Annotated in this window: 18 protein-coding genes and 2 pseudogenes; 2 read left to right on the forward strand and 18 right to left on the reverse strand. The window is 32.2% G+C overall.

Annotated features, from left to right (window positions below):
• Positions 1 to 438: 438 nt before the first annotated feature.
• The 7 genes and pseudogenes from B1R93_RS11560 to B1R93_RS11590 form a co-directional block, all read right to left on the reverse strand.
• Positions 439 to 1707 carry a TniQ family protein gene (locus B1R93_RS11560; RefSeq protein WP_088104112.1) on the reverse strand — a complete coding sequence of 423 codons (1269 nt, stop codon included), beginning with the start codon at positions 1705 to 1707 and terminating at the stop codon, positions 439 to 441.
• Positions 1708 to 2154: 447 nt separating this feature from the next.
• Positions 2155 to 2409, reverse strand: a complete 255-nt coding sequence (locus B1R93_RS11565; protein ID WP_088104113.1) for a hypothetical protein — start codon at positions 2407 to 2409, stop codon at positions 2155 to 2157.
• Positions 2410 to 2456: 47 nt separating this feature from the next.
• The gene (locus B1R93_RS11570) at positions 2457 to 2990 is read right to left on the reverse strand and encodes an autoinducer (RefSeq protein WP_245308268.1); all 534 of its coding nucleotides are present in this window, start codon (positions 2988 to 2990) and stop codon (positions 2457 to 2459) included.
• 269 nt (positions 2991 to 3259) lie between these two features.
• Positions 3260 to 3661 (reverse strand): hypothetical protein, encoded by a 402-nt coding sequence (locus B1R93_RS11575; RefSeq protein WP_088104115.1) that lies wholly within the window; start codon positions 3659 to 3661, stop codon positions 3260 to 3262.
• Positions 3662 to 3852: 191 nt separating this feature from the next.
• A complete protein-coding gene (locus B1R93_RS11580) occupies positions 3853 to 4335 on the reverse strand; it encodes a hypothetical protein (RefSeq protein ID WP_088104116.1) in 483 nt (160 codons plus the stop codon).
• Between the two features lie 282 nt (positions 4336 to 4617).
• A pseudogene (gene ltrA / locus B1R93_RS11585) lies at positions 4618 to 6332 on the reverse strand (group II intron reverse transcriptase/maturase).
• A gap of 647 nt (positions 6333 to 6979) precedes the next feature.
• Positions 6980 to 7555 (reverse strand): hypothetical protein, encoded by a 576-nt coding sequence (locus B1R93_RS11590; protein ID WP_088104117.1) that lies wholly within the window; start codon positions 7553 to 7555, stop codon positions 6980 to 6982.
• A gap of 1442 nt (positions 7556 to 8997) precedes the next feature.
• Between B1R93_RS11590 and B1R93_RS11605 the strand changes: the two genes are divergently transcribed.
• Positions 8998 to 9399 carry a hypothetical protein gene (locus tag B1R93_RS11605; RefSeq protein WP_088104120.1) on the forward strand — a complete coding sequence of 134 codons (402 nt, stop codon included), beginning with the start codon at positions 8998 to 9000 and terminating at the stop codon, positions 9397 to 9399.
• Between the two features lie 142 nt (positions 9400 to 9541).
• Here B1R93_RS11605 and B1R93_RS11610 read toward each other — a convergent pair whose 3' ends face one another.
• The 6 genes and pseudogenes from B1R93_RS11610 to B1R93_RS11630 form a co-directional block, all read right to left on the reverse strand.
• On the reverse strand, positions 9542 to 10213 hold the full coding sequence (locus B1R93_RS11610; RefSeq protein ID WP_088104121.1) for a hypothetical protein: 672 nt from the start codon (positions 10211 to 10213) through the stop codon (positions 9542 to 9544).
• A gap of 369 nt (positions 10214 to 10582) precedes the next feature.
• Positions 10583 to 10957 (reverse strand): hypothetical protein, encoded by a 375-nt coding sequence (locus B1R93_RS11615; protein ID WP_088104122.1) that lies wholly within the window; start codon positions 10955 to 10957, stop codon positions 10583 to 10585.
• 185 nt (positions 10958 to 11142) lie between these two features.
• Positions 11143 to 11337: a helix-turn-helix domain-containing protein gene (locus B1R93_RS23665; protein WP_280949483.1), complete on the reverse strand. Its 195-nt coding sequence runs from the start codon at positions 11335 to 11337 to the stop codon at positions 11143 to 11145.
• Positions 11320 to 11724 (reverse strand): annotated as a pseudogene (locus B1R93_RS23670) (recombinase family protein); the annotation flags it as partial. The gene B1R93_RS23665 and the pseudogene B1R93_RS23670, both read right to left, overlap by 18 nt.
• Positions 11725 to 11772: 48 nt before the next feature.
• On the reverse strand, positions 11773 to 12666 hold the full coding sequence (locus B1R93_RS11625; protein WP_088104124.1) for a DMT family transporter: 894 nt from the start codon (positions 12664 to 12666) through the stop codon (positions 11773 to 11775).
• Positions 12667 to 12721: 55 nt separating this feature from the next.
• A complete protein-coding gene (locus B1R93_RS11630) occupies positions 12722 to 13612 on the reverse strand; it encodes an aspartyl/asparaginyl beta-hydroxylase domain-containing protein (protein WP_088104125.1) in 891 nt (296 codons plus the stop codon).
• A gap of 211 nt (positions 13613 to 13823) precedes the next feature.
• Between B1R93_RS11630 and B1R93_RS11635 the strand changes: the two genes are divergently transcribed.
• The gene (locus B1R93_RS11635) at positions 13824 to 14744 is read left to right on the forward strand and encodes a LysR family transcriptional regulator (protein WP_245308269.1); all 921 of its coding nucleotides are present in this window, start codon (positions 13824 to 13826) and stop codon (positions 14742 to 14744) included.
• 517 nt (positions 14745 to 15261) lie between these two features.
• Here B1R93_RS11635 and B1R93_RS11640 read toward each other — a convergent pair.
• The 5 genes from B1R93_RS11640 to B1R93_RS11660 all read right to left on the reverse strand — a co-directional run bounded on the left by B1R93_RS11640 (position 15262) and on the right by B1R93_RS11660 (position 20179).
• Positions 15262 to 16056 carry a hypothetical protein gene (locus B1R93_RS11640; RefSeq protein ID WP_088104127.1) on the reverse strand — a complete coding sequence of 265 codons (795 nt, stop codon included), beginning with the start codon at positions 16054 to 16056 and terminating at the stop codon, positions 15262 to 15264.
• 559 nt (positions 16057 to 16615) lie between these two features.
• Positions 16616 to 17905, reverse strand: coding sequence for an IS110 family RNA-guided transposase (locus B1R93_RS11645; RefSeq protein WP_088104128.1), 1290 nt, complete (start codon positions 17903 to 17905; stop codon positions 16616 to 16618).
• A 227-nt stretch (positions 17906 to 18132) separates the two neighbouring features.
• The gene (locus B1R93_RS11650) at positions 18133 to 18516 is read right to left on the reverse strand and encodes a DUF3888 domain-containing protein (protein ID WP_088104129.1); all 384 of its coding nucleotides are present in this window, start codon (positions 18514 to 18516) and stop codon (positions 18133 to 18135) included.
• Between the two features lie 167 nt (positions 18517 to 18683).
• Positions 18684 to 19340, reverse strand: coding sequence for a hypothetical protein (locus B1R93_RS11655; RefSeq protein WP_088104130.1), 657 nt, complete (start codon positions 19338 to 19340; stop codon positions 18684 to 18686).
• Positions 19341 to 19432: 92 nt separating this feature from the next.
• A complete protein-coding gene (locus B1R93_RS11660; RefSeq protein ID WP_088104131.1) occupies positions 19433 to 20179 on the reverse strand; it encodes a class I SAM-dependent methyltransferase in 747 nt (248 codons plus the stop codon).
• Positions 20180 to 20489: the final 310 nt, after the last annotated feature.

Raw genomic sequence — 20489 nt, forward strand, 5'->3', positions numbered from 1 at the left:
CCAACTGCCATCTATAACTGCATATGCATCATTTATGTTTCTAGGGTCATATTTAATTGAAATCCTTTTGCCAATTAGAGTTGGTTTAGAAAAATCCATAGTCAAACAATAAATATAATTGATTATGACTCCCCTTTCTGGTAAAACTCGTTTAGTTATTTTTTTATAAGATAACTTGTTGAATCTTTCATCATATTTTATCGATGCTCGTCTAAACACTTTGTTAGAATTGTATATATTGAACGATTCTCCTGGTCTATTCCTATTATTAGAAATGCAAGTCATGGTCTCCCAATTTTTCTTTTGCTGACAAATTAGCGATGGAACCAGACAAGTATGTTCTATTTTCACATTGCAAAAAACAGTCTCTGTCCTTTAAATTATTTAATCCAGCAGTTAATACTCTATTCTTTTTGATATAATTGTTATTTTGCGTCATTATTCATACAACTCCCGTTTTAATTCATTCCAATGCATCTGAATAGCATTTTCTCTAAGGAATCCTGTACCTAGTACTTCTTCCAATCGTCTTCTACTCGGATATGTCCCTTGTTGTACCAAACTATAAAATGCTCCTTCTAATTTTCGAGCTTTTTTGTTCGTGTTCTCCTTCTTTTTTTCTTGTAAATGAAGATTGTAATTTTCCTTAATTTGATTGCATTCAACCACATATCTTTTTGAAAGTAGTTTACGATCGCATCCAATCAATTTAGCTGCACTACTTATTGATATAGGCTCTTGATTTTCAATTAGCTTATCTAAGGTAATTTTTATTTTTTCATGGTCATATCTTTCTCTTATTTCTTCTACTCTATCTGTAGAGTAAAAATCATTAACATATTGCTGCTTTTGGAGGAAGCCAATAATTGAAACTCCTAGTCCTTTGCACATTCTTACCAAATAATAAAAACCAGGTAAGTTCTCACCAGCCAGCCACATACTAAAAGTAGATTTAGGTATTTTGAAATATTTAGCAGCTTTAGTTGGTGAATTATCAAAACTTTTATTAACATAAAAGTTTAACGAATCAAACAGACTAGAATTAGTAATATCAAAATTGCTTTTGGCTAGAAGGTCTCCTATGATAAAAGCATCCGATAAATCGCCTTCTTTATTTTCTCTTAATGTATTTCTATTAATGGAAAGGGATCCTAGCCAACAATCACATCTCGGGCAATATCCCGGTATAGATTTTCTATTTATTACTGGTATTGGTCCATTACAGTATTCGCAAATATCCTTTAGGGGAATATTATGCTTTAAACAAGAGGCAACATGCTGAAAATTCCAAATTAACTGGTCATAAGCTACTTTCCCATTCACTTTAGAATCCTCATAACAAGCGGGGCACCAAGATTTATTTTTTTTAAACAAACCTCTATTTGATAATATGGAAGACCAATTTATTAAAGTTGTACTTCTTAAATCTGACCTTCCAGTAAAGGTATCAGTTAACTGGACAAACTCAACTGCTAATTTTCCAAATCCATTAATCCCAATTGCTGAGTCAAAAAAACCATTTCCCCCACGTTTTGTTATTTTTAATAGATACTCTTTTTTTAATAAAGGGGCATAGACTTTTGATATTATAGTTCCTGTATATATACAGTGTGCTTCTGCTAGTCTGGTTATGTAACTGGATAAAGACTCAACATAAGGTGTCCCTATTCCTATTGGTTCTAAATTGTATAAAATGCTTCTATCCATAATCAACCAACCCCTATTTTTGTGGGTAGTATTTGTAATAGATGCACACCTTATACAAATTATTTTTAAAGGCCCGTGATTAGGTTTGATCTCATGTGTTACTCACTGTAAAATCAACTATAACCTTCTCCACATCCTTTCTTCAAAAACAAAAAAAGCACCATTTAATAAACCTACATCCCTGTAGATTTAAATTAAACGGTGCTTCCGTATTATTGGTTATTAAATTTTAAAATTCAAATGTTAATATGAACAAAAAGGTATGTACATTAAATATCACTATAAATTATACCGCAAAAAAGGATTATGGACAAGGTTTATTACTAAACAGAATTATAATATCCTTTTATTGAATAGTATTGTTGTACTGCGTAGCAAAAGATCGTGTTATTAATTACAGGTTTTGTTCAACTAAAGCCCCCGTTACTTCAATAAAATCTGACTAAACTAATCAGAACTTTTTTTATTCCATTCATATGGTTTTTTTGTCCAATCCAAAAGGAAATAAAACAGAAAAGCCATAACTAAAATTGGAATATTGTCCATCCAGTGGACATTTTCCTTCAAAATTAAATCCTTGATTGTAAATCCAACATAATATAACAAAGCAATTAATAGGTTATTTTTAAACACATTGCTCACCCTTTGCTCTAAAACATTCCTGCACCATAATTTTAACATTAATTTCCTTTTCACTGACACAAAAAAGCACCCCTTGTTAAAGGAATGCTACCATAGTTGAAGTACAATTAGTTAATTGACTCTGCAATTTTAATAAGAACGTTCATATCAAAATTATCCTTATCGCTTCCGCCTAGGAAGTAACCAAATTCGTTCTTTGTTAGTGATAAGGTATGCCATTGACCAGGATTAACTCTATAATACGCTCTTTCTCCATTACTAAGCGTATACATTTTGTCTTTGGATGTAATAAACTTTTCAAGTTCTGATTCAGGCATTATATATAATATAAAATCTAGAGTTCTATATTTATCTAATTTCCCAAGCCTCATATAATGTAATTTAAGACGACCCTCGTTATCAATATGCCCAAACGCATGTGATGGCTCAAAAGGCAACTTTTTGGGGACGTTTACTTTTTTATTCTGTTTGTTTTCATATTGATTAATTGCCTCTTCTAGGGGAATATAGTTATTCCCTTTGATAAAGTTCTCTAGTTGCTTTTCCTCATGGGTCTTTCCTTCAACATCTTCTATACCAATCCCCATAACAAAATTAAAAATTACTGTAACCATCAATAACTTTACTAATATGACTTTCAATAGATGTTCCTCCATTCGCTTAAACAGTTAGTATTACTGTGTGCGGGTTCAACCCAAATATACCTGAATAGAGGAAGGAAACGCTGATTAAATTAAACTACTTCTGAATCTTTAGTAAAAAAGGAGTTATCCTTGACGACAACTCCCGCTATTCCTTTAAAGCCACCCGTTACTTTAATAAAGATTCTGCAGCTTTAATCCAACTCTTAATACCCTTTTCGTCATGAAGATAAGTTTTTGGTGATTCTAAAATGTCTATTCCACTATAATTACATTCTTGGGTCTCGACCAATAATTTTTTTACTTGATTTCTCTATATATACTCCAATAGGTCCCAATTTTGAATCTTGCTTTGTATGGAATAAAACTTTTACTACTTTTTGTTTTTTTTCTAATTTAATATATTGCGGTACATCAGCAGGACTAATCTCTGTGACTTCTGCTTTCCGCCAATCATCAATCACAGTTTCCTTTGAATTTTTTAATAAACTTTCCCAAGCTACATGTCGCAATTCCATGTACTCTTTTTCATTACCTTCACTAAAACTTTTTTCTTTTTCCTTAACCTCAGAAAAACTTTTCACTTCGTTTTCTATACTTTCAGTAGAACAAGCAACTAATGAAAAACAAAAAATAATAACGAATAGACTGGAATAAAATATTTTTTTCACCTAAACACCACCATATTATATTAGACGATTTTGTAACTACATCATAATATGCTTGTCCACTACTAATTAGAAGCTTATTTCCAAAAAAAGTTTAAGCCCTTCTTGTACTTATCCCTGCTTCGTTACTTTAAGAAGGAAAAGCCATACTCCTTCTTGAAGTATGGCATCCCGTTAGTTTAGTTATCTTCAATTTAATCCTCTTTACACTTTGACCAATCGAATTCTTTTCCCCATTTGATGTTTGTACCCTCCACTTCGTGTTTAAGTAAAACTACCCATATAGTTCCACTTGGGTCTTTGCTTATCTCTTTAAGAACATTATTTCCATCATTGCGTTTATATAAAAAGTATCCTTTATCTTCTTTATCATTTATAAAAAGCCTCATATCACCCTTACTTTTACCTACAAAAAGATGTTTCAACGACATAGCAGCTAAATTCTTTTTATCATCTTCCATTGTTATATCATCTATTTTAACTTCGTGAAAACCGTCTAAATTCAACTCATAAGTTTTAATCATATCATCTAAAACCCTTTGATTAAACCTTTTAGACCTCTCTTCATATTCATCTACACAAATACTCTTGGGTGGTTTTTCTGATGTCTCTGATGAACACCCAACTAAAAATAGAAAGATAATAAAAACCGATAAAAAAATACCTCTTTTTTCCATTATTACACCTCCTACAATAAAATATGGTAGGAGGGACGAGTTTATACTTAAATATCAGCTCTTTTCCACGATAAGCGTTCTTATTATCTTACAGAATCCTGCCCATAACACAATAAGAGCTGCCGCATTCGACAACCCCTTATTAATACAGATAGGTAAAGGTTTGAGATTATCGCCCCTTTTTCCCCCTGTTTACACTGTACGTGCGACTTTCACCGCATACAGCGTTCCAACTAATCCAATTCATTCAGTTCTATGTATAGTGAAATGAAGCTATTTATCCTAATTTGCGATTAAGTCATTTTTGCATTGTTTACGAAGTTCATTTACTTTTTGGATTTGTTTATTAGTCAGCTCTAACGTTTTGGTTAAAACTTTGATTTTCTCAATGTCTTTTAAATGTACCAGTCGGTGTACGGATTCATGTAGCACAGTCAAATTTGCATATGTATCATCGTTTGATAAATGATACGGATTTTTATGATGACAGTGCCAATCAGTTTTCCTAACTCGATATCTGTTACGGCACACTTTCCATATTGTGCAATAAACTTACTTATGCGGTTATCGTTATACTCAATCGTTCGATTTGGAATAAAGTTTCTCATGACATAAGCTAAAACATTTTTATCAATCGCTTTAAGGTTCTGATGTATTTTATTTCTACCTTTTACAGTATAGTTACAAATATCTTGAGAAAAACATAGATTTGTTTTGTGCTTTTGGGCATGAATAGGAACAAATACCATGTTCTTTATTTTGTATAGTCTTGATTTACATCCTTTATAACGTTCTTGTAATGTGCTAGTCATGTCAAAGAATGTTGCTTCTTTCCTAGAGTGCTTTAATCGATTATATAGCGTCTTATTTAAGTGGGAGGACAACTCACTTAGATTTTCCATGATATGAGTGGCTGGTGCGTAATAGTTCTGAATCCCCATTACAACTGTATTGTAGTGCCAGACTGTTTCAATACATGGTTTCTTTTGAATTGCTTTTATAGATTCCTTAATCTTTATGTGTGCGTTGGACTTCGCTTTCTTCGTCATATTAGATTTGGCTACATAACCAAACCTCGTTTTTCCTTTCCTTATTACACAAAAGGAGAATCCAAGGAACTCTGACGAATTCTTTTTTAAGTTAATAACTTTTGATTTTTCTTCACTTGTTTCAAGATGTAATCTCGTTTTAAGAAAATCCTTAACGGCATAGTTCATTTTAATTGCTTGTGAGCGAGTTCGGCATAATACCTTAAAATCATCTGCATATCTAATGATGTAACATTCTTTTAGATTTGATTTTTTGAGTGCTTTTACTTTACTTCCATTATGTTTATAATTATGATTGCTCTGAAAAGTTTCCCATTGATTACTTACCCACCAATCAAGTTCATTTAGGACAATATTCGATAAAAGCGGTGAAAGGATGCCACCTTGCGGAGTTCCTTTTGTTGGTACACCTTCTCCAACTATCTCTGCTTTTAATAGCTTTGAGATAATAGAAAGTAATGCCTTATCTTTTATTCCTAATGACCAGATTTGTTTGAGTAATTTACTGTGATGGACATTATCAAAAAACCCTTTAATATCTACATCGATACAATGATAAAGACCAACCATATTGATCAGTGATTCCAATCTCGCCTTCGCATGATGGGTGCTTCTGTTTGGTCTGAAACCGTAACTATGTTTATGAAATTTCGCCTCACAAATGGGTTCTAATATTTGTAAGATACATTGTTGAAAGATTCTGTCCCATATCGTTGGGATACCTAACGGTCTTACTTTCCCATTTGCTTTAGGAATAAAAACTCGTCGAACATTTTCAGGTTCATATACTTGAGCCATAGTTTGAACGTGTTCAATTACTTCTTCTACCGACAAGCGTTTAATATCATCAATCGTTAGATTGTTAGTCCCTGCTGTTTTACTCCCTGTATTTCTTTTAATATTTCGATAAGCAAGACGTATATTTCCATTGGAAATAATCAGTTTCATTAAGTCATAGAAATTTTGACCATTGTTTCATTGAGAGTAAGCCCTCCACGTTAACAGCTTACAACGTTGAATTATATCTATTATAGAAATGAACTTAGGTGCTTCCTGTAAGCCTGTTAGTATTCATACGCCTGTAACGTATCATGGATTTTCATATATGCTAGTCTTACTCACCCACATCTAACCTCACAATTTGGTGATATACACATTTCTATGTATTGTGCGTGTAGACCCGTACATTCAGAAGTTTGTCAGCTTAACCCTTTATTATAGGTTGTTTTGCATACTCACCATATTCAATCAACTCAAGCATCATGATTTACACCACCCCTTCGGGTAGGCTTTCGTCAGCTAACTTCACTGTTACGGTAAATTCTTACGCCTTTTTACCGAGCTTTTAACACTAGCATTCTTACTAACGCTAGTGCTAATCGATTTAGAGAGAACCCTTCGAGGCGTTACCCTTTCATTTGATTCTTCGATATAATCCTTCAATTCCAAAAGGAATTGTCTAGTTTTTACCAGAGTAATGTGACCATTCTCCCTTTAAACTAGAAACATTTCGCACAGCATTCGCACCCGATAGTTCAATAAAAAAATGCAATCATCTTTATTTGTAATCACATTCTTAACTTTAAACAATGGTGTTATTCTAATGGATTTTTCTTTTCGCTTGGATAATCAATTGAATTCGCTATTTCAACTAACATTTCAGGAGTGACTTTATCAGAAATTTTTTTACTGATACTAAGCATATATTGCCAATTATCTCTTTCAAAAACGAGGGCTTCAAAGGATTCTGATATGTTAATAAATTTTGCCTGCTTACCGTTCTTTAAGTTATAGAGTTTAACAACACGCTTGTCTTTGATTGGAATTTTATGCTTAATCGGTCGAACATATATTTTGTAGTTATTTTCTGGTGACTCATCACTTAAATATTTCATCTCAAAGGAGTCGTTTCTTTCGCCACTTGTATCATTAAACTTTGCAAAATGGTGAGTGAAGCTAACGGGAGGAACTCTTAAAGGTAGCTTTAAATCTTGATTGAAATGTTGTTCAAATTCTCTTACAGCTTCTTCGACAGTTTTGTACCCATTTTCAGGGAAAATTTCTTCAAACGGTCGAGGTTTATCCTTTGTATTAGCATATGTTGCCCCACTACTTAACGCTAAAAATAAAATACTAAAAACAAGCACCAACTGAGAGACACTTTTGTTCATTTAATTCACCCTTGAAATTTTATTTAGGTTTATTTTCCCCCAGTCATTCACATCTATGCTTATTAAAGTAAACTGCCCCTTTAGTTTAACATTAATTTCCTTTTTATTGACATAGGAAAAAGCATCCCTTGTTGAAGGAATGCTACCCGTTTGTTCAACAAGCGAAGCCGTTTTTTACGAACAACGTACGACTGCAAGGTCACTATCCTTCTCTTGAATTAAAACATTTTTATCTTTATCTACCCTATACTCAATACCTTCCGTATTTAGGCATTTGAAAAGATATTCTCTCAATTCATCATTCATATTTTCATTGTTAGCAAAAATAAAAAACACATTACCTTTATCATTTTGTTGATTACAACCCGAAATTAGAAATAACAAAAATATCGATACAAGAATCCGTCTATACTTATTCAAAATGTTCACCTCTATTCCTAAGGATGGATAATGTCCATGCTAACCTGCTCGTAAAAAGGCGACTGCTGCTTGTTCAGCAATCGCTACCCGTTAATGAAAAAGCATTTCAAGTTTTCAAAATAGATTTACTTTATTTCATCACATTTTCTTTTTTCTCTATAAAAATTACACGTTCAATCATTCGTTGATAAAAATAAATAACAACTGCAAGGAAAACAGATATTATAAAAAAATGATTAGGTCTCATTTTTTTAAATTCAAAAGTGCCAACCTTCGTAAAGAACTTAACTATATGAAATGTAAAAATATAGTCACCGATAATATTAGTCACTAAATATTTAATGAAATTTCCATATGTTAATTTAAAAAACCATATAGTTACAATGAAGAATAGACCATATAAATAAGAAACATCTAAAACGTACCCCCGAAATAAACCATTTTTTACTTTCCACAGTTTTTTCTTATCAGCCACTTCGCTGAATAATGCAAATATGTACCCAATAAAGGTTGCTGTTGGTAAAAAACGAACAAATGTATTTTTTCCTATAAATGGTGAAGTTAGCCAGGGAAGAATAAGTGTAAGAAAAGATAGTGTTTCCTTTGATTAAGCATAAAAGAGCCTCCAGAAATAGTTATTTCTTGTTAGTATCTGTTTTTTGTAGGGTTTTATGCTTTTTAAACTCTACTGCTTCGATAGTTTAAGTATATCACTTCACAATCGTTCGGTGCGGCGCTTGCACAAATGAAACAGGAACCTACAGAATAAAGCGAAGATCCGTTGAGTCCGTGGTTACTGTAGTTTTTTTATCGTTTGTAATATCATGTCTTTATTAATAATAACCTCTACTAATACCATAAATAGGGAGGTTTATTCTAATGCGTTTTACTATTACAATACTAATTGTTTTATTTGTAACAGTAATAACAGGTTGTCAAATTCAAGAGAAGAAAACTACATTAGACACAAGTAATTTAGAAGAAATCGAAGAGGAAATCAGTGGACTGTACAAAGCACCCTATTGCAAGTTGCTTTAGATGCTTTACCATTTAGTGTAGATTTACCTAAAGAGTTCCCTTTCGATGCAACTGAACTTAAAGTGAGATTTATCGAAGATTGGGGTATGAAAAAACGAATTCTCATTGATCTGTTAACTATGTCCACTCAAGAACCAACAAGAATTAATCTAAATCTTCGTATTTATAACTTTGATTCTTTTCATAAAACAGAAAATAAAGATTATAAAGAAATAAACCTAAATAAAAATATTACAGGTTATATTACAGAGGAAGAAAATTATTCCACAAAATTATTCTATAAAAAAGATAGATTAGTATATGAGTTTGATTACCACAATAAAAATATAGATAAAGAAACTCGTAAAGAACATTTAATTATGACAGTAAATTCTACGATTAATTAACAAGTGATTTCTTATTTTCAGGAAAACAAAAGCAACCTTACAGCTAGTATGCTGAAGAGGTTGCTTCTTTATCAAACTTAATTCAAAGCCACAAGCAAACAAATACTTTAACATTTAAAAACTCTTATTTACTTTAGGTTCACTAATTTATCATCTTAATCTGATTAGTAAATTTAGATTGACAAGGAATTGGCATTCTTTTATTATCATTTTCAATAAGCTCATATGGATTTTCTATTAAACAAACAAAAAACAAATTTCCTTCATTATCAATATTTTCAATATTATCCATTAGAAGAGGAAGATGCTGAACAAACTCATCACTTGTTTGACGAAAAAATATCTGTTCTAAATCAACTTGTTTATTGTTATGTAATGCAATAACAGCAAATTTATTATTAGTATCAATATCATTTGCAAAATTCAACCATAGTTTTTCAAATGGATAAGATACAGTTATTAGTGCATTTTTCATATTAGTTTCTGGAGAATATGATAAAAATGGATTCACAGGTAATTTGTTAGATATATTAGAAGTACTACTAATATCATGATAATTAATTGAAGGCTGCTGATTATGTTTATAAATTAGGGTACTTCTTCTAGCTAAATAAGTTTTTTGAGGTGGAATATATCTTTCAACACTTTTAAATTCATCAGGATTTCTAACAGCCATTACAAGAAAATCACTTCTACCTTCTCTAATCCCTGAAACTTCAATTTCAAAATTCCCATTAGAATATTCATCTAAATTTAGTTCTAAAAATGGTACTTCTTTTTTATTATATACAACATTAACTTGTTCATAATTCAAGAAAAAAAACAATCTAAAACTAGTTTTTTCGGGACTATCATTTGAAATAAATATATTTGGAGTAAATATATTTTCATCTAGTCTAAATAGTTAAATGTCTATTTGATTCGGAGTTCTCATCGTACATTCCCAATTTCATTCTATATTCAGTAACATTTGGTTTTTGCGAGCTTGACTCTAAACTTTCTCCTACGCAACCAGTACATATTATGTGAGTTGTAAACAACACTAAGAAAAATTTTATAATCTTCATATAATCACCTACACTAATTCAACTAAATCAATTTGAATAATAATAAAAATAAGAAGGGGGGATTCCCCTTCTTATTTTTATTATGTGACATCGGTCCAAACAGCTTCAGAAAGTCCCTAGTTTTCAACATAATGATAAGTCTCAGACTCAAAAGCTGCCAAATCATCTGGATAATTTTTTGTATCCGCTCTAACTGAAGTAGTATTAAAATCCTGTTCCATAGTCGAATCATATTCATTGTAATCTACAATGAAATAATTAGTAGCTTGTATTAAATCAACAGATGCATCACATTCAGTTGTACCATAAGCAGAAATACCAGCCCATCCATTATCTTCAATATAAGAAATACCTGTACATTCTGTGGGACTTCCGTATCCCGCAACTTCAAAAGTCTTAGGGGAACTTTGGTCTCCAGCTGCGGTAGCAGTTAAAGTAAATACACTAAAAGATAAAATAGTAGATACTAAAAGTAAAAATATCTTCCTCAAAGTAACCCCTCCCATTTTTGTATATATTATGTATTTCTATCAGGATTTTAAAATACCTTTCTTTTTTTAAAAATTTTTCTTTTTTTATACACTTTTTCGAATCAAGTATCAAATTCATGAACTCAATACATCGCAGCCTTTAGGCTTCTAAAATAAGCTGAAGCTTATTTAACTCTTAAAAACTTTTAGTTGAGATCTTTTTTTATTGCGTATATCGTATTTCTGGAAAGTCCCGTTTTCCTGTGAATATCCATTACACTTTCTTTTTTACTTAAAAGCCTAACGACCTCATCATAAATAACTTTATCTTTCCCTCTGGCATTAGCGTGATATTTTTTCTTACCGCCTTTGTATTTACCTTTAATCTTTGCAATTCTAATACCTTCTTCTTGAGCTGTTCTAATTCGATTTCTCTCTTCCTCTACCATCCACGATAACAAAGTAAAAACTAAATCTGATACCAATTGCCCGACACCTTCAAGTTCTTTGTACTTTCTTGTATCGAGAATTGGCATATTCAAAACAACAATATCAATCTCTTCATCAATTATTTTTTTCCACTCATTACGAATTTCATCTTTATTACGTCCAAATCGACTTAAATCATGAACAACCAGTACATCTCCAAAACGCATCTTTTTTCGCATTTCACGATAAGCTGGTCGAGAAAAATCTTTACCTGACTGTTTATCATAATAAATTTTATCGCAACCAAAACTTTCAAGTTCTTTTATTTGTCTGTCTAAATTCTGCTCTAATGAGCTAACCCTTGCATATGCACCTTTAGAGCATCGAGTTTCTTGAACCTGACTTAATTAGAGAAACTTCCCTTTTTGATTAACTAGAAGTAATCCAAAAACAATGAAAATCATACCTATAACTGTTATTAACTCTAGGGAATTCCCAAAAAAGAAATAATCTAAAAGAGCTGTAACTGGTGGAACCGAATAAAATAGGCTGGTTACATTCATAAGATTTCCTTTTTGAATCATTTGATAAAGAAGGAGAGTAGCCCCTACTGAAATAATGAGTACCATCCATGCGAGTGATAAAGTAAACATTGAAGTCCATTTAAATGATTGGTCAAATGTCAAAACCAATAATAAGAGAATGAATGTAGCCCCACTATACTGTATAGCCATGTTTGATGGTTGACTGATTTTTATGTTTTTTTGTAGAATCGTTCCGATGGTAATGCTAAAAAGTGATAAAAGAGCGCTAGAAATCCCCATGAAGTTAAAAGAGTTAATAATTATATTATCTGCAACTACAAGTATTAGACCGATAATTCCAAATATTAAACCTAACCATTGGGTCTTGCCACTATCTACTTTTATAAAAAAGGTTGTAATAATGGGTTGGATTCCGAGAAAAATTGCTAAGACTCCTGGAGAAATTTGATTATCAAGAGCTAGAAAATAAAAAATTTGATACCCGGCTTGCATGCATAATCCTGTTAATAAAATATATCCCCATTCTGTCGACTTAGTAGGGATCCCTGTGTTTAAGAAAAAAACAACCCCCCATAGAACCAATGTTGAAAACAGAAGTCTTAAAAAAAGGAATATAAAGGGATCTGCATATTTGAGTCCAAATGTAACAAAAATGGCCCCACTACTCCACATTAAAACAAAAGTATACGGAATCATCTTTTGTTTTAATTTTATTTGTGGTGAATCTAAATGTTTTACTTCAAAGTTGTTTTTCATTGTAAGTCCTCCTAATCAAGAGACCTTTGGTTTATACCAAAGGTCTCTGTTTAAATTATGCTTTTAAAGGGGTTGGCCATTGAGCCAGAGAAAAACGCTCTCTCAAATCACGCTTTTCTATTAAATACTTTCGTAATGCTATTGCTTTTTCATAAACAGCTTCATCTTGTGATGCTTCTGCAATGCTTACTAACATATCGTAGCAGGTTGTAATCGGTAGATTTTTATAAAAGTGAAGTTTTGATAACATAAATACAATATCTTTAAATGTATGTTGAGATATAATCTTAGATAAAGACTTAATTACACTTTCTTCAAAATCAGCTTCCACATCTTGTCTAGAAACGATAAAAGGAGAAAGTTCAGGGTTATAGTTACTTTTGTTCGCGAAAATGTCTTCTGGACTGTAATCACCAGGGAAAACATAATCTAAGCAAAGGAATATTCGGCTGTTGTTAAAAAAGTTAACAGCAGCATGAATAATTGCAGCATCTAAGAACCAAACCTCTCCTTTTCTCATTTTGAATACACTTTCTTCATCTGAATGAAAAGCTAATTCGTTGTCTTCTAACGGAACAAATACACGGAAATACTGTTGTTTTGGTTTATTTAGTTCTACAAAGTCTTTATGAGGAATAACCATTCCGTCAATCAGATTACGGGTTCTAACCATTTTTAAGTTATCAAATTTAAAGTTATTTTTAAGCAGCTCATCTACATATGTCAATTTCTTACCATACTCTGTTTGTTGAGCAGCATGGTCATAATCTCGGTACATGGTATCATTTTTATTATCTGTTGCATTCCAAAGGGAGCAATTTTGCCAAAAACCTGTTCCGAATTCATCATATTCTTCTGCAATCTTTGGGAAATTATCATGAATTTGTAGGTCTTTTTTTAGTTTGTCATTATCAATATCAATTTTTCCAATAATATAAGATGACATTATGTATCCCCCTAAAAAGTTAATAGTAAATGAGCGTACAATTTGCCGGCAGCTTGTTTAATACTTAAAAGTAAGAGAGGTCCTAGGTTTCCATCTTTTACCTGATTTAATTATATACAGTTGATATTGATTAATAAAATTGATATTTTAAATCAAAACAATCGAATTTATTGATTGGTAAGATTGGGGATGTCTTATGGAGATTAGACACTTGCAAACATTTAAAGCTATCGTAGATTTTGGTGGATTTACAAAAGCAGCAGAACAATTAGGGTATGCTCAATCAACAATAACATTTCATATTAAATGTATTGAAGAAGAGTTAGGAGAACCCGTCTTTGATCGTATTGGTAAAAAGGTGTTATTAACGGAAACAGGAAAATTCCTTATGGTTCATGCTATAAAAATGTTGAATATTTATAGAGATATAAAGGAGGTTTCATCTATTAGTGGGGAAATCAAAGGGAAATTAGTTATTTCAGCACCAGAAGCTTTATTGATTTATCGACTCCCCCCACTTATTAAGGAATTTAAAGAAAAATATCCTAAAGTAGACATTCAGCTAAAGCATTTGGATCCATTGAAATTACAGTCCGATTTATCTGAGGGGGAAGTAGACCTGGCCTTTATTATTGACACAGAAAGAAAGAACAAAGGTATTTACTTTGAGGAATTAGTGAATGAGCCTATGATGTTTATTTCTGCTGATTTTATTTCCTTGAAAGAAGTAGATTCCCTTCATAATCGGGTGTACTTATTTACTGAAGAAGGATGTATTTATCGAAGAACCTTTAAGGACTTACTTTCTGAAAAATTAGAATGTGAGGGTGAAAAACTAAATAGAAATTCGATTGAATTTTGGAGTATAGACGCTTTAAAAGAATGTGTTATTTGTGGCTTAGGTGTTGCCATATTACCCTATATTTCGGTTGAAAAAGATATTATACAGAATAAAATTTTTGCTCAAGAGGTTCAAACAGATAAAAAAATTTCAACGTATTTAGCTTATCATGAGGAAAAATGGTTATCTCCTTCGTTAAAGGCTTTCCTTGAAATAATAAGAAATTACGCAAATGAGTGGAGGACCGATGAGAAAACTAAGAGTAAAGAATTACAAGATGAATTTTTGTAACAGATCAATCCTTGAAGGTAACACTACAGCTTTTGTGCTATTCCCTTAATCGTCTCTCTGGGGTCACACCAATAAATTCCAATTTTTGCAGGTTCCCTAAAAAAGTTTGATCATTTTTTTGATAATTCTTTTAATAATTAGTGCCACCACAGTTTATACTATGGATTCAATACATCATTTTTATACGTATAAATAATCAATCCGTTTTCGAATTCTACAACTTCTTGACACAACAAATCAATTTTAACCCATAAGAAAATACTTGGAAATCATATATCAAACTCTACAAATTAGAATAAAAAAGCCGATGATTCCTTAGCGTAGGAAAAATCGGCTTTCTTCATGTCGAACTTTGCTTAGCGTATGTTTTCCGCGTTTTGTTGGCGGGACCCCTTTGTGAAGTATTGTACAATTTTTATAAAAAAGTTTGAGCATTTTCTTGACCGTTCTTCAACAAAAGCTCCCTTTAGAGTTTAAGTAATTTCTATCATAAAGTTTACCAATGGCCACTATTATTTCAATCAATGTTCCAATTTTTATCATAAGGTATAGAGGTGATGAGTCCAACTGAAGTATCTGTTTTCCCAACAAGCAAATAGTAATGACCATCTCTGATCACTAATGAACTAGGTGGTTGTTTCTTTTCTTCTTCCGTTAATTGTAATTCAGGTGCATACTCGATACGAATATCTTTAAACCTGTACATTTCTTTCCATCTTTCAAAGTTGATATTTTCTCTATTGGATATAGCTTCAATTATTTGTTCAGCATCCTGTAGTACAATTTCATAATTATACGGATAGAGCAATCGAATTTTTTCAAGTGACTTTCCTGTTTGGTCATTTCGATATAACTCATTGAATGCAATAGTTATTTGAAATGTTCTGTTTTCTAAAATATGATATATCGTCACTGCTGCAATATGCTTGCTATCATCTACTACCTTGTCAAAATTCCAGCCTTTATAAGTATTTTTAATTTTTTTCAATAAAAAAAGATTTGATATTGAACAATTAAATCCATCATTATCAAGGTGCTCAATTATATAATCCTTACCATATGCTTCTTTCCGCAATTCTTCCCCGAAATAATAATCAAATGAGATCTGATGGAATGATTTCTTATATTCATTTGAATATGGATATTTGTAATTTTCTTTAGCTTCCTCGGTTTCAGGAATTCTAAATCTTGCATTTCCGATTAAGTCATACATTTCAGGAGTGTCTACAAATGCTAGTTTCTTCATCCCAATAATGTTTATAGAGATTTTATCATTCCATACTTTTAATGTTACTTGGTCCTTTTTATCCATAAATTTTCACCTTTCAAGATTTATGCTTTTTGGTGTTCTATGAATTCACCTTTTTATTATGCCCTCCTATGGGAACCAACGATCCTTAAAGGAATGAAGCGTTTACTTCTTTTGAACAAAGCTTAATTATAACATTCTTTTTTAAAGTAACCTCCCTCAATAAACTAATCATAATCTCACGATTGCTCTAGTATTCTCAGGTTTACATAGTAAGATCATTAAACTGCGTTTCTACAACCTCAGTTTAAACCCTCAATTGAAGGGAATAATCAAAAAAATGTATACTAAACTAGCTAATTATAGGTAAAAATTGGTTATAGTGGTTATAATTGCACTTTTGGATGTCCACATGTCTCATGGAGGTCCACCCTCCCATGCCTTACAGAGTCAATGCTCTTACATTCCTTCGTTCAACCTTTCCATGAGGTGGATGCCGGTCATGCTGCCCCACAGGATCTATGTCCTCACGTTAGTTGCTTTGCCGACTAATCCGTGCTTCGCTTGTAAGAAAAACATTTAAAAATGTGACTTTGTAACCCTAAATTCTAAAAGCTTATGATTATGCGGCTGCTTTAGGCTCAACTAATGGAGCCATATGAGGGATATCCCTTAACATTTTTTCTTCTTGAAAGGTAAATTGTCTTTTGCCTATTGAAAATAGAATTCGAATCAATTTGTTACATAGGGCAATCAGAGATTGCATTTTCTTTAATGGGTTATCTGGACGGGTAGTATAATAGTTGTGAAGAGCCTTAAAGGCTTTATTCTTAGCTACAAGGATCATCGCTGCCCTGAATAAGAGTCCCCTTAGCTTCTTACGTCCCCGCTTAGTTATTTTGGTTTGTCCTTTGTGTTTTCCGGATGTGTTTTCTCTTAACCCTTCTAATTTTACAATCTGACGTGGGTGTTGATACTCATTTAAATCACCAACTTCAGCGAAAAAACCAGCTACTGTGTCTCGACCAATCCCTGTAACTTCTAACATCTGTGTCACACCTGGGATGTGTTGCAACAACTTATCTAATTGATGATCTAATTCTTCAAACTTCGTTTGTATAAACTCATACTTCTCTAACAAAGCCCGTAACTCTAATCTGGCCATTTCAGCTCCTTGGCGAATACCAATGGAACGACTGGCGGCTTCTTTTAACGCTTGAATTTTTTTCATACCAATACTTCTCTTTACCACTTGTCGCAAATACGTAAAAAGCTCTTCATCAGTGTATTGAATATACTCATGTGGTAAGCATTCTAGTTTTAAAAAGTGAATCGCTGCTTTACCTTCCCAACTCTTAAATACAGTCAAAAACTCTGGGAAATAGCGGTCAAGCCAATTATGAACTTGTCCTTGAACCATCTGTAAATCAACATTAAGAAGATCGCGTATTTTTTTAGCCACACGCAGTTCTGCATAAACTCCTTGTGGGATTGTTGGTTCGGCGTATCTTCCGTCTTTCACTAATTGAGCGATCACTTTTGCATCTTTAATATCGTTCTTCGTTGGTGAATTGTCGTCTAATTCCTTACTTCGTTTTACATGAAGTGGATTAACAGAAACAAACTTAATATTGTTCTCTTTAAGGATATGAGCTAGATTCAACCAATAGTGACCAGTGGGCTCCATGCCTACGATCACTTTGGTTAGCCGTGACTCTTGACTTAATTGGTTGATCCAATCTAAAAATGATTGAAAACCTTCTTTCGTATTTTCAAAGAAACACGTATTATCAAGTTCCATTCCTCTGAAATCTTGAGCCCTAGCGACATGACTGTGCTTTGCGATATCTACACCTATTATTAGCGTTTCAGGTGTGATTTGAGCGATTTTATGATTTTGGTTATAATTCATTAGAGGCCTCCTAGTAGATGTTTTGTCCTTTTAAGCGGGCCAGCTCAGGACAAATTCATCTTATCAAGAGGTCTTTTTTTATTCAAACTTGATTTTCAGTTATTACAGGAATGCTGCTTCTTTAGTTTAACATTAATTTCCTTTTAATGGACATAGAAAAAGCATCCCTTGTTAAGGAACGCTCCCGTTAATGGAATAAGACAAAGACCTTTTACGTTTAAGTTGAGTTAATAAGTTTTCAAATGTTTGTAATCAATTAACTGACCATCTGCACTTACTACAACTATATCTTCACCATAAGTTATATGAGCACGATAATATGGTTTAACCTTTAAAGTAATTTCATATGCTCCACCTACTCCATATAACTGCTTTATCTTTAAGATTTCTGTTTGATAAGAAGCCCAAGTAAGACTTTCTGGTGCATCCTTATCATCCTTATAAATCTTATGTATGGCTTTATCAATGGGCTCTCTAAGACTATTTATCAAGGCATATTTGACCGTATCACATAATTCTGTTTCAGCTTCATTTATCGTTTGTGCATACGTTGATGTATTATAACTAATTAAAAATATAGCCAACATAAATGTTATAGTCACTATTCTCATAATTGTCTCACCTCTATTTTAGTTTGTGAAACTATAATGGACTTATTCAATTATTCTGCACCGTTAGTCGAATAACTTCTGTTAAAAAACCGCTAACCTTTATTCAATCAACGCACCCTTTAATTTAAGTACATTTATTCACATACTTTGCATTAACTCTCCTCTTTTCAACTACTTGTAATAATGTCTATGTCAAAAAATTGTTCTTGAAAATGAATTACAGACTTTATTTCATCTATACTATATTTCTGATTAGCCACGACAAGTTTATCTTCATCGTCATTTTTTCTATTAACAATTGCAATTACTGTTCCTTCATAATTATATAAAGGCTTATTCTCTCCAAGAATATAGACATCTATCTCTTCCCCATCCTCTGCTTTTGTATTAGGGATGTAACCGTCATAGATACCTTTCTCTGTTTCAACTTTGATTTCTTGTATTTTAGGATTAATAATATGTCCAAAATAGTATGATATTCCGACTTCATCTGAACCTGATGCACCCCAAGTAAATTCATCATTTTGTTCGGGAGGATAATAAGTAGAAGCTAATGAACCTTCTCCTCCTAAATCATCTTTAAACTCCCAAAAACCCAACCAATTTTGTTCTAATCGACTGACTAAAACGGAATGACTATTTCTAAAAATAGTTAACCATTCCTCGTCTATTTTCCTAACCAAATAAACTTCCTCAGTTTTCGGAGACCAATCACCTGTAATTTTAAACACATCTTCTTTAGTTGGAAGTTGTTTGTGATTATATATTAGTAATATAGAAAAAAGGATTGTCATTACCGCAATACCAATTATTAACTTTCTCATCTCAACCTCCTAAAAAGTTATTAACTTAATCCTAACATTCTAGAAACCTGCCTTGTTAAGGCATCGCACCCTTTAGTGGAACAAATCTCTGTTTATTTTATAGCCAAAATTGTAAATTCCCAAGGTATATTTTCATCATTCCATCCACGATGTTCATCAAATTTATGTAATGTAAAACCAGTTTTAATAACTGAATTGATTATTTCACTTAATGTATAAGACCTTATTGATACATCAGGGAAATCTTGCTGTTCGGACTCTTCAAAAAATTGTTTATAAGCTACTTCACCATTATGTAATTCATTATCAAAATACTTGGGGATATATTTAAAGTCAGAGTCTATACACCTTTTGAATGGATGAAAGTCACTTAAAACCATTCTCCCACCACTTTTAAGAATTGAAAAAAGAATCGCCATAAATTTATCAATTTCATTAAAATAGTGTAATATTCCTCCTTCTAAATAAAGAATATCAAAGGAATCTTTATACTTTACCAAATCAATGTCGTAAATATCTCCTACTATATAATCAATAGACGTATTTGCATAATGAGCTAATTTTAAGGCATATCTCTTATTTTCCTCTGATATATCAAAAACAGTTACTTCTGCACCTAATAAAGACAAGGGAACAGCTTTTCTACCATTGGAACCGCATAAATTTGCAATTTTATTTCCACTGATTTTGTCAAAATACTGTTGATGTTTTTTTAGGCTTGCTTTTGGGTTTCCTACTATTTTCTTTGCCTTATCCATTGGAGTACCGTCTCGTTTATGCCAAAACTCATATGCCCGATATTCCCAAGCATTTTTATTGTTAATACTTTGTTCATTCATTTTCAACATCCTTTCTCACAAGAATGAAGTTTTTTATAACCTCTGACTTTTTATTCAACAGTAGAAGTAATGTCCTCTTAAACAATCCTGCTTCTTTACTTTAAGTGAAGATCTTCACAATATAACAAATCTCCATACTAAAATCATACCAGATGAAAACTAATTAGTGTTTATTTTTTCCATGATTATGACAATCGTTGCTGCGCAGTATAGGTCTAATACGAAAAAAAGATCACCCTATAAGAGTGATCGCCTGCATGACATGATTTTTTATATACAAGTATTGTTGTACTGCGCAGTAATGACTTTG

Origin of the sequence: Halalkalibacter urbisdiaboli, assembly GCF_002156385.1 — a bacterium.
GTDB lineage: Bacteria > Bacillota > Bacilli > Bacillales > Bacillaceae_D > Halalkalibacter_A > Halalkalibacter_A urbisdiaboli.

Excerpts from the sequence above, each read along its gene's own strand:
- B1R93_RS11560 (WP_088104112.1), bottom strand. The coding sequence starts at position 1,707 with ATGGATAGAAGCATTTTATACAATTTAGAACCAATAGGAATAGGGACA.
- B1R93_RS11580 (WP_088104116.1), bottom strand. The coding sequence starts at position 4,335 with ATGGAAAAAAGAGGTATTTTTTTATCGGTTTTTATTATCTTTCTATTT.
- B1R93_RS11590 (WP_088104117.1), bottom strand. The coding sequence starts at position 7,555 with ATGAACAAAAGTGTCTCTCAGTTGGTGCTTGTTTTTAGTATTTTATTT.
- B1R93_RS11625 (WP_088104124.1), bottom strand. The coding sequence starts at position 12,666 with ATGAAAAACAACTTTGAAGTAAAACATTTAGATTCACCACAAATAAAA.
- B1R93_RS11630 (WP_088104125.1), bottom strand. The coding sequence starts at position 13,612 with ATGTCATCTTATATTATTGGAAAAATTGATATTGATAATGACAAACTA.
- B1R93_RS11640 (WP_088104127.1), bottom strand. The coding sequence starts at position 16,056 with ATGGATAAAAAGGACCAAGTAACATTAAAAGTATGGAATGATAAAATC.
- B1R93_RS11645 (WP_088104128.1), bottom strand. The coding sequence starts at position 17,905 with ATGAATTATAACCAAAATCATAAAATCGCTCAAATCACACCTGAAACG.
- B1R93_RS11650 (WP_088104129.1), bottom strand. The coding sequence starts at position 18,516 with ATGAGAATAGTGACTATAACATTTATGTTGGCTATATTTTTAATTAGT.
- B1R93_RS11655 (WP_088104130.1), bottom strand. The coding sequence starts at position 19,340 with ATGAGAAAGTTAATAATTGGTATTGCGGTAATGACAATCCTTTTTTCT.
- B1R93_RS11660 (WP_088104131.1), bottom strand. The coding sequence starts at position 20,179 with ATGAATGAACAAAGTATTAACAATAAAAATGCTTGGGAATATCGGGCA.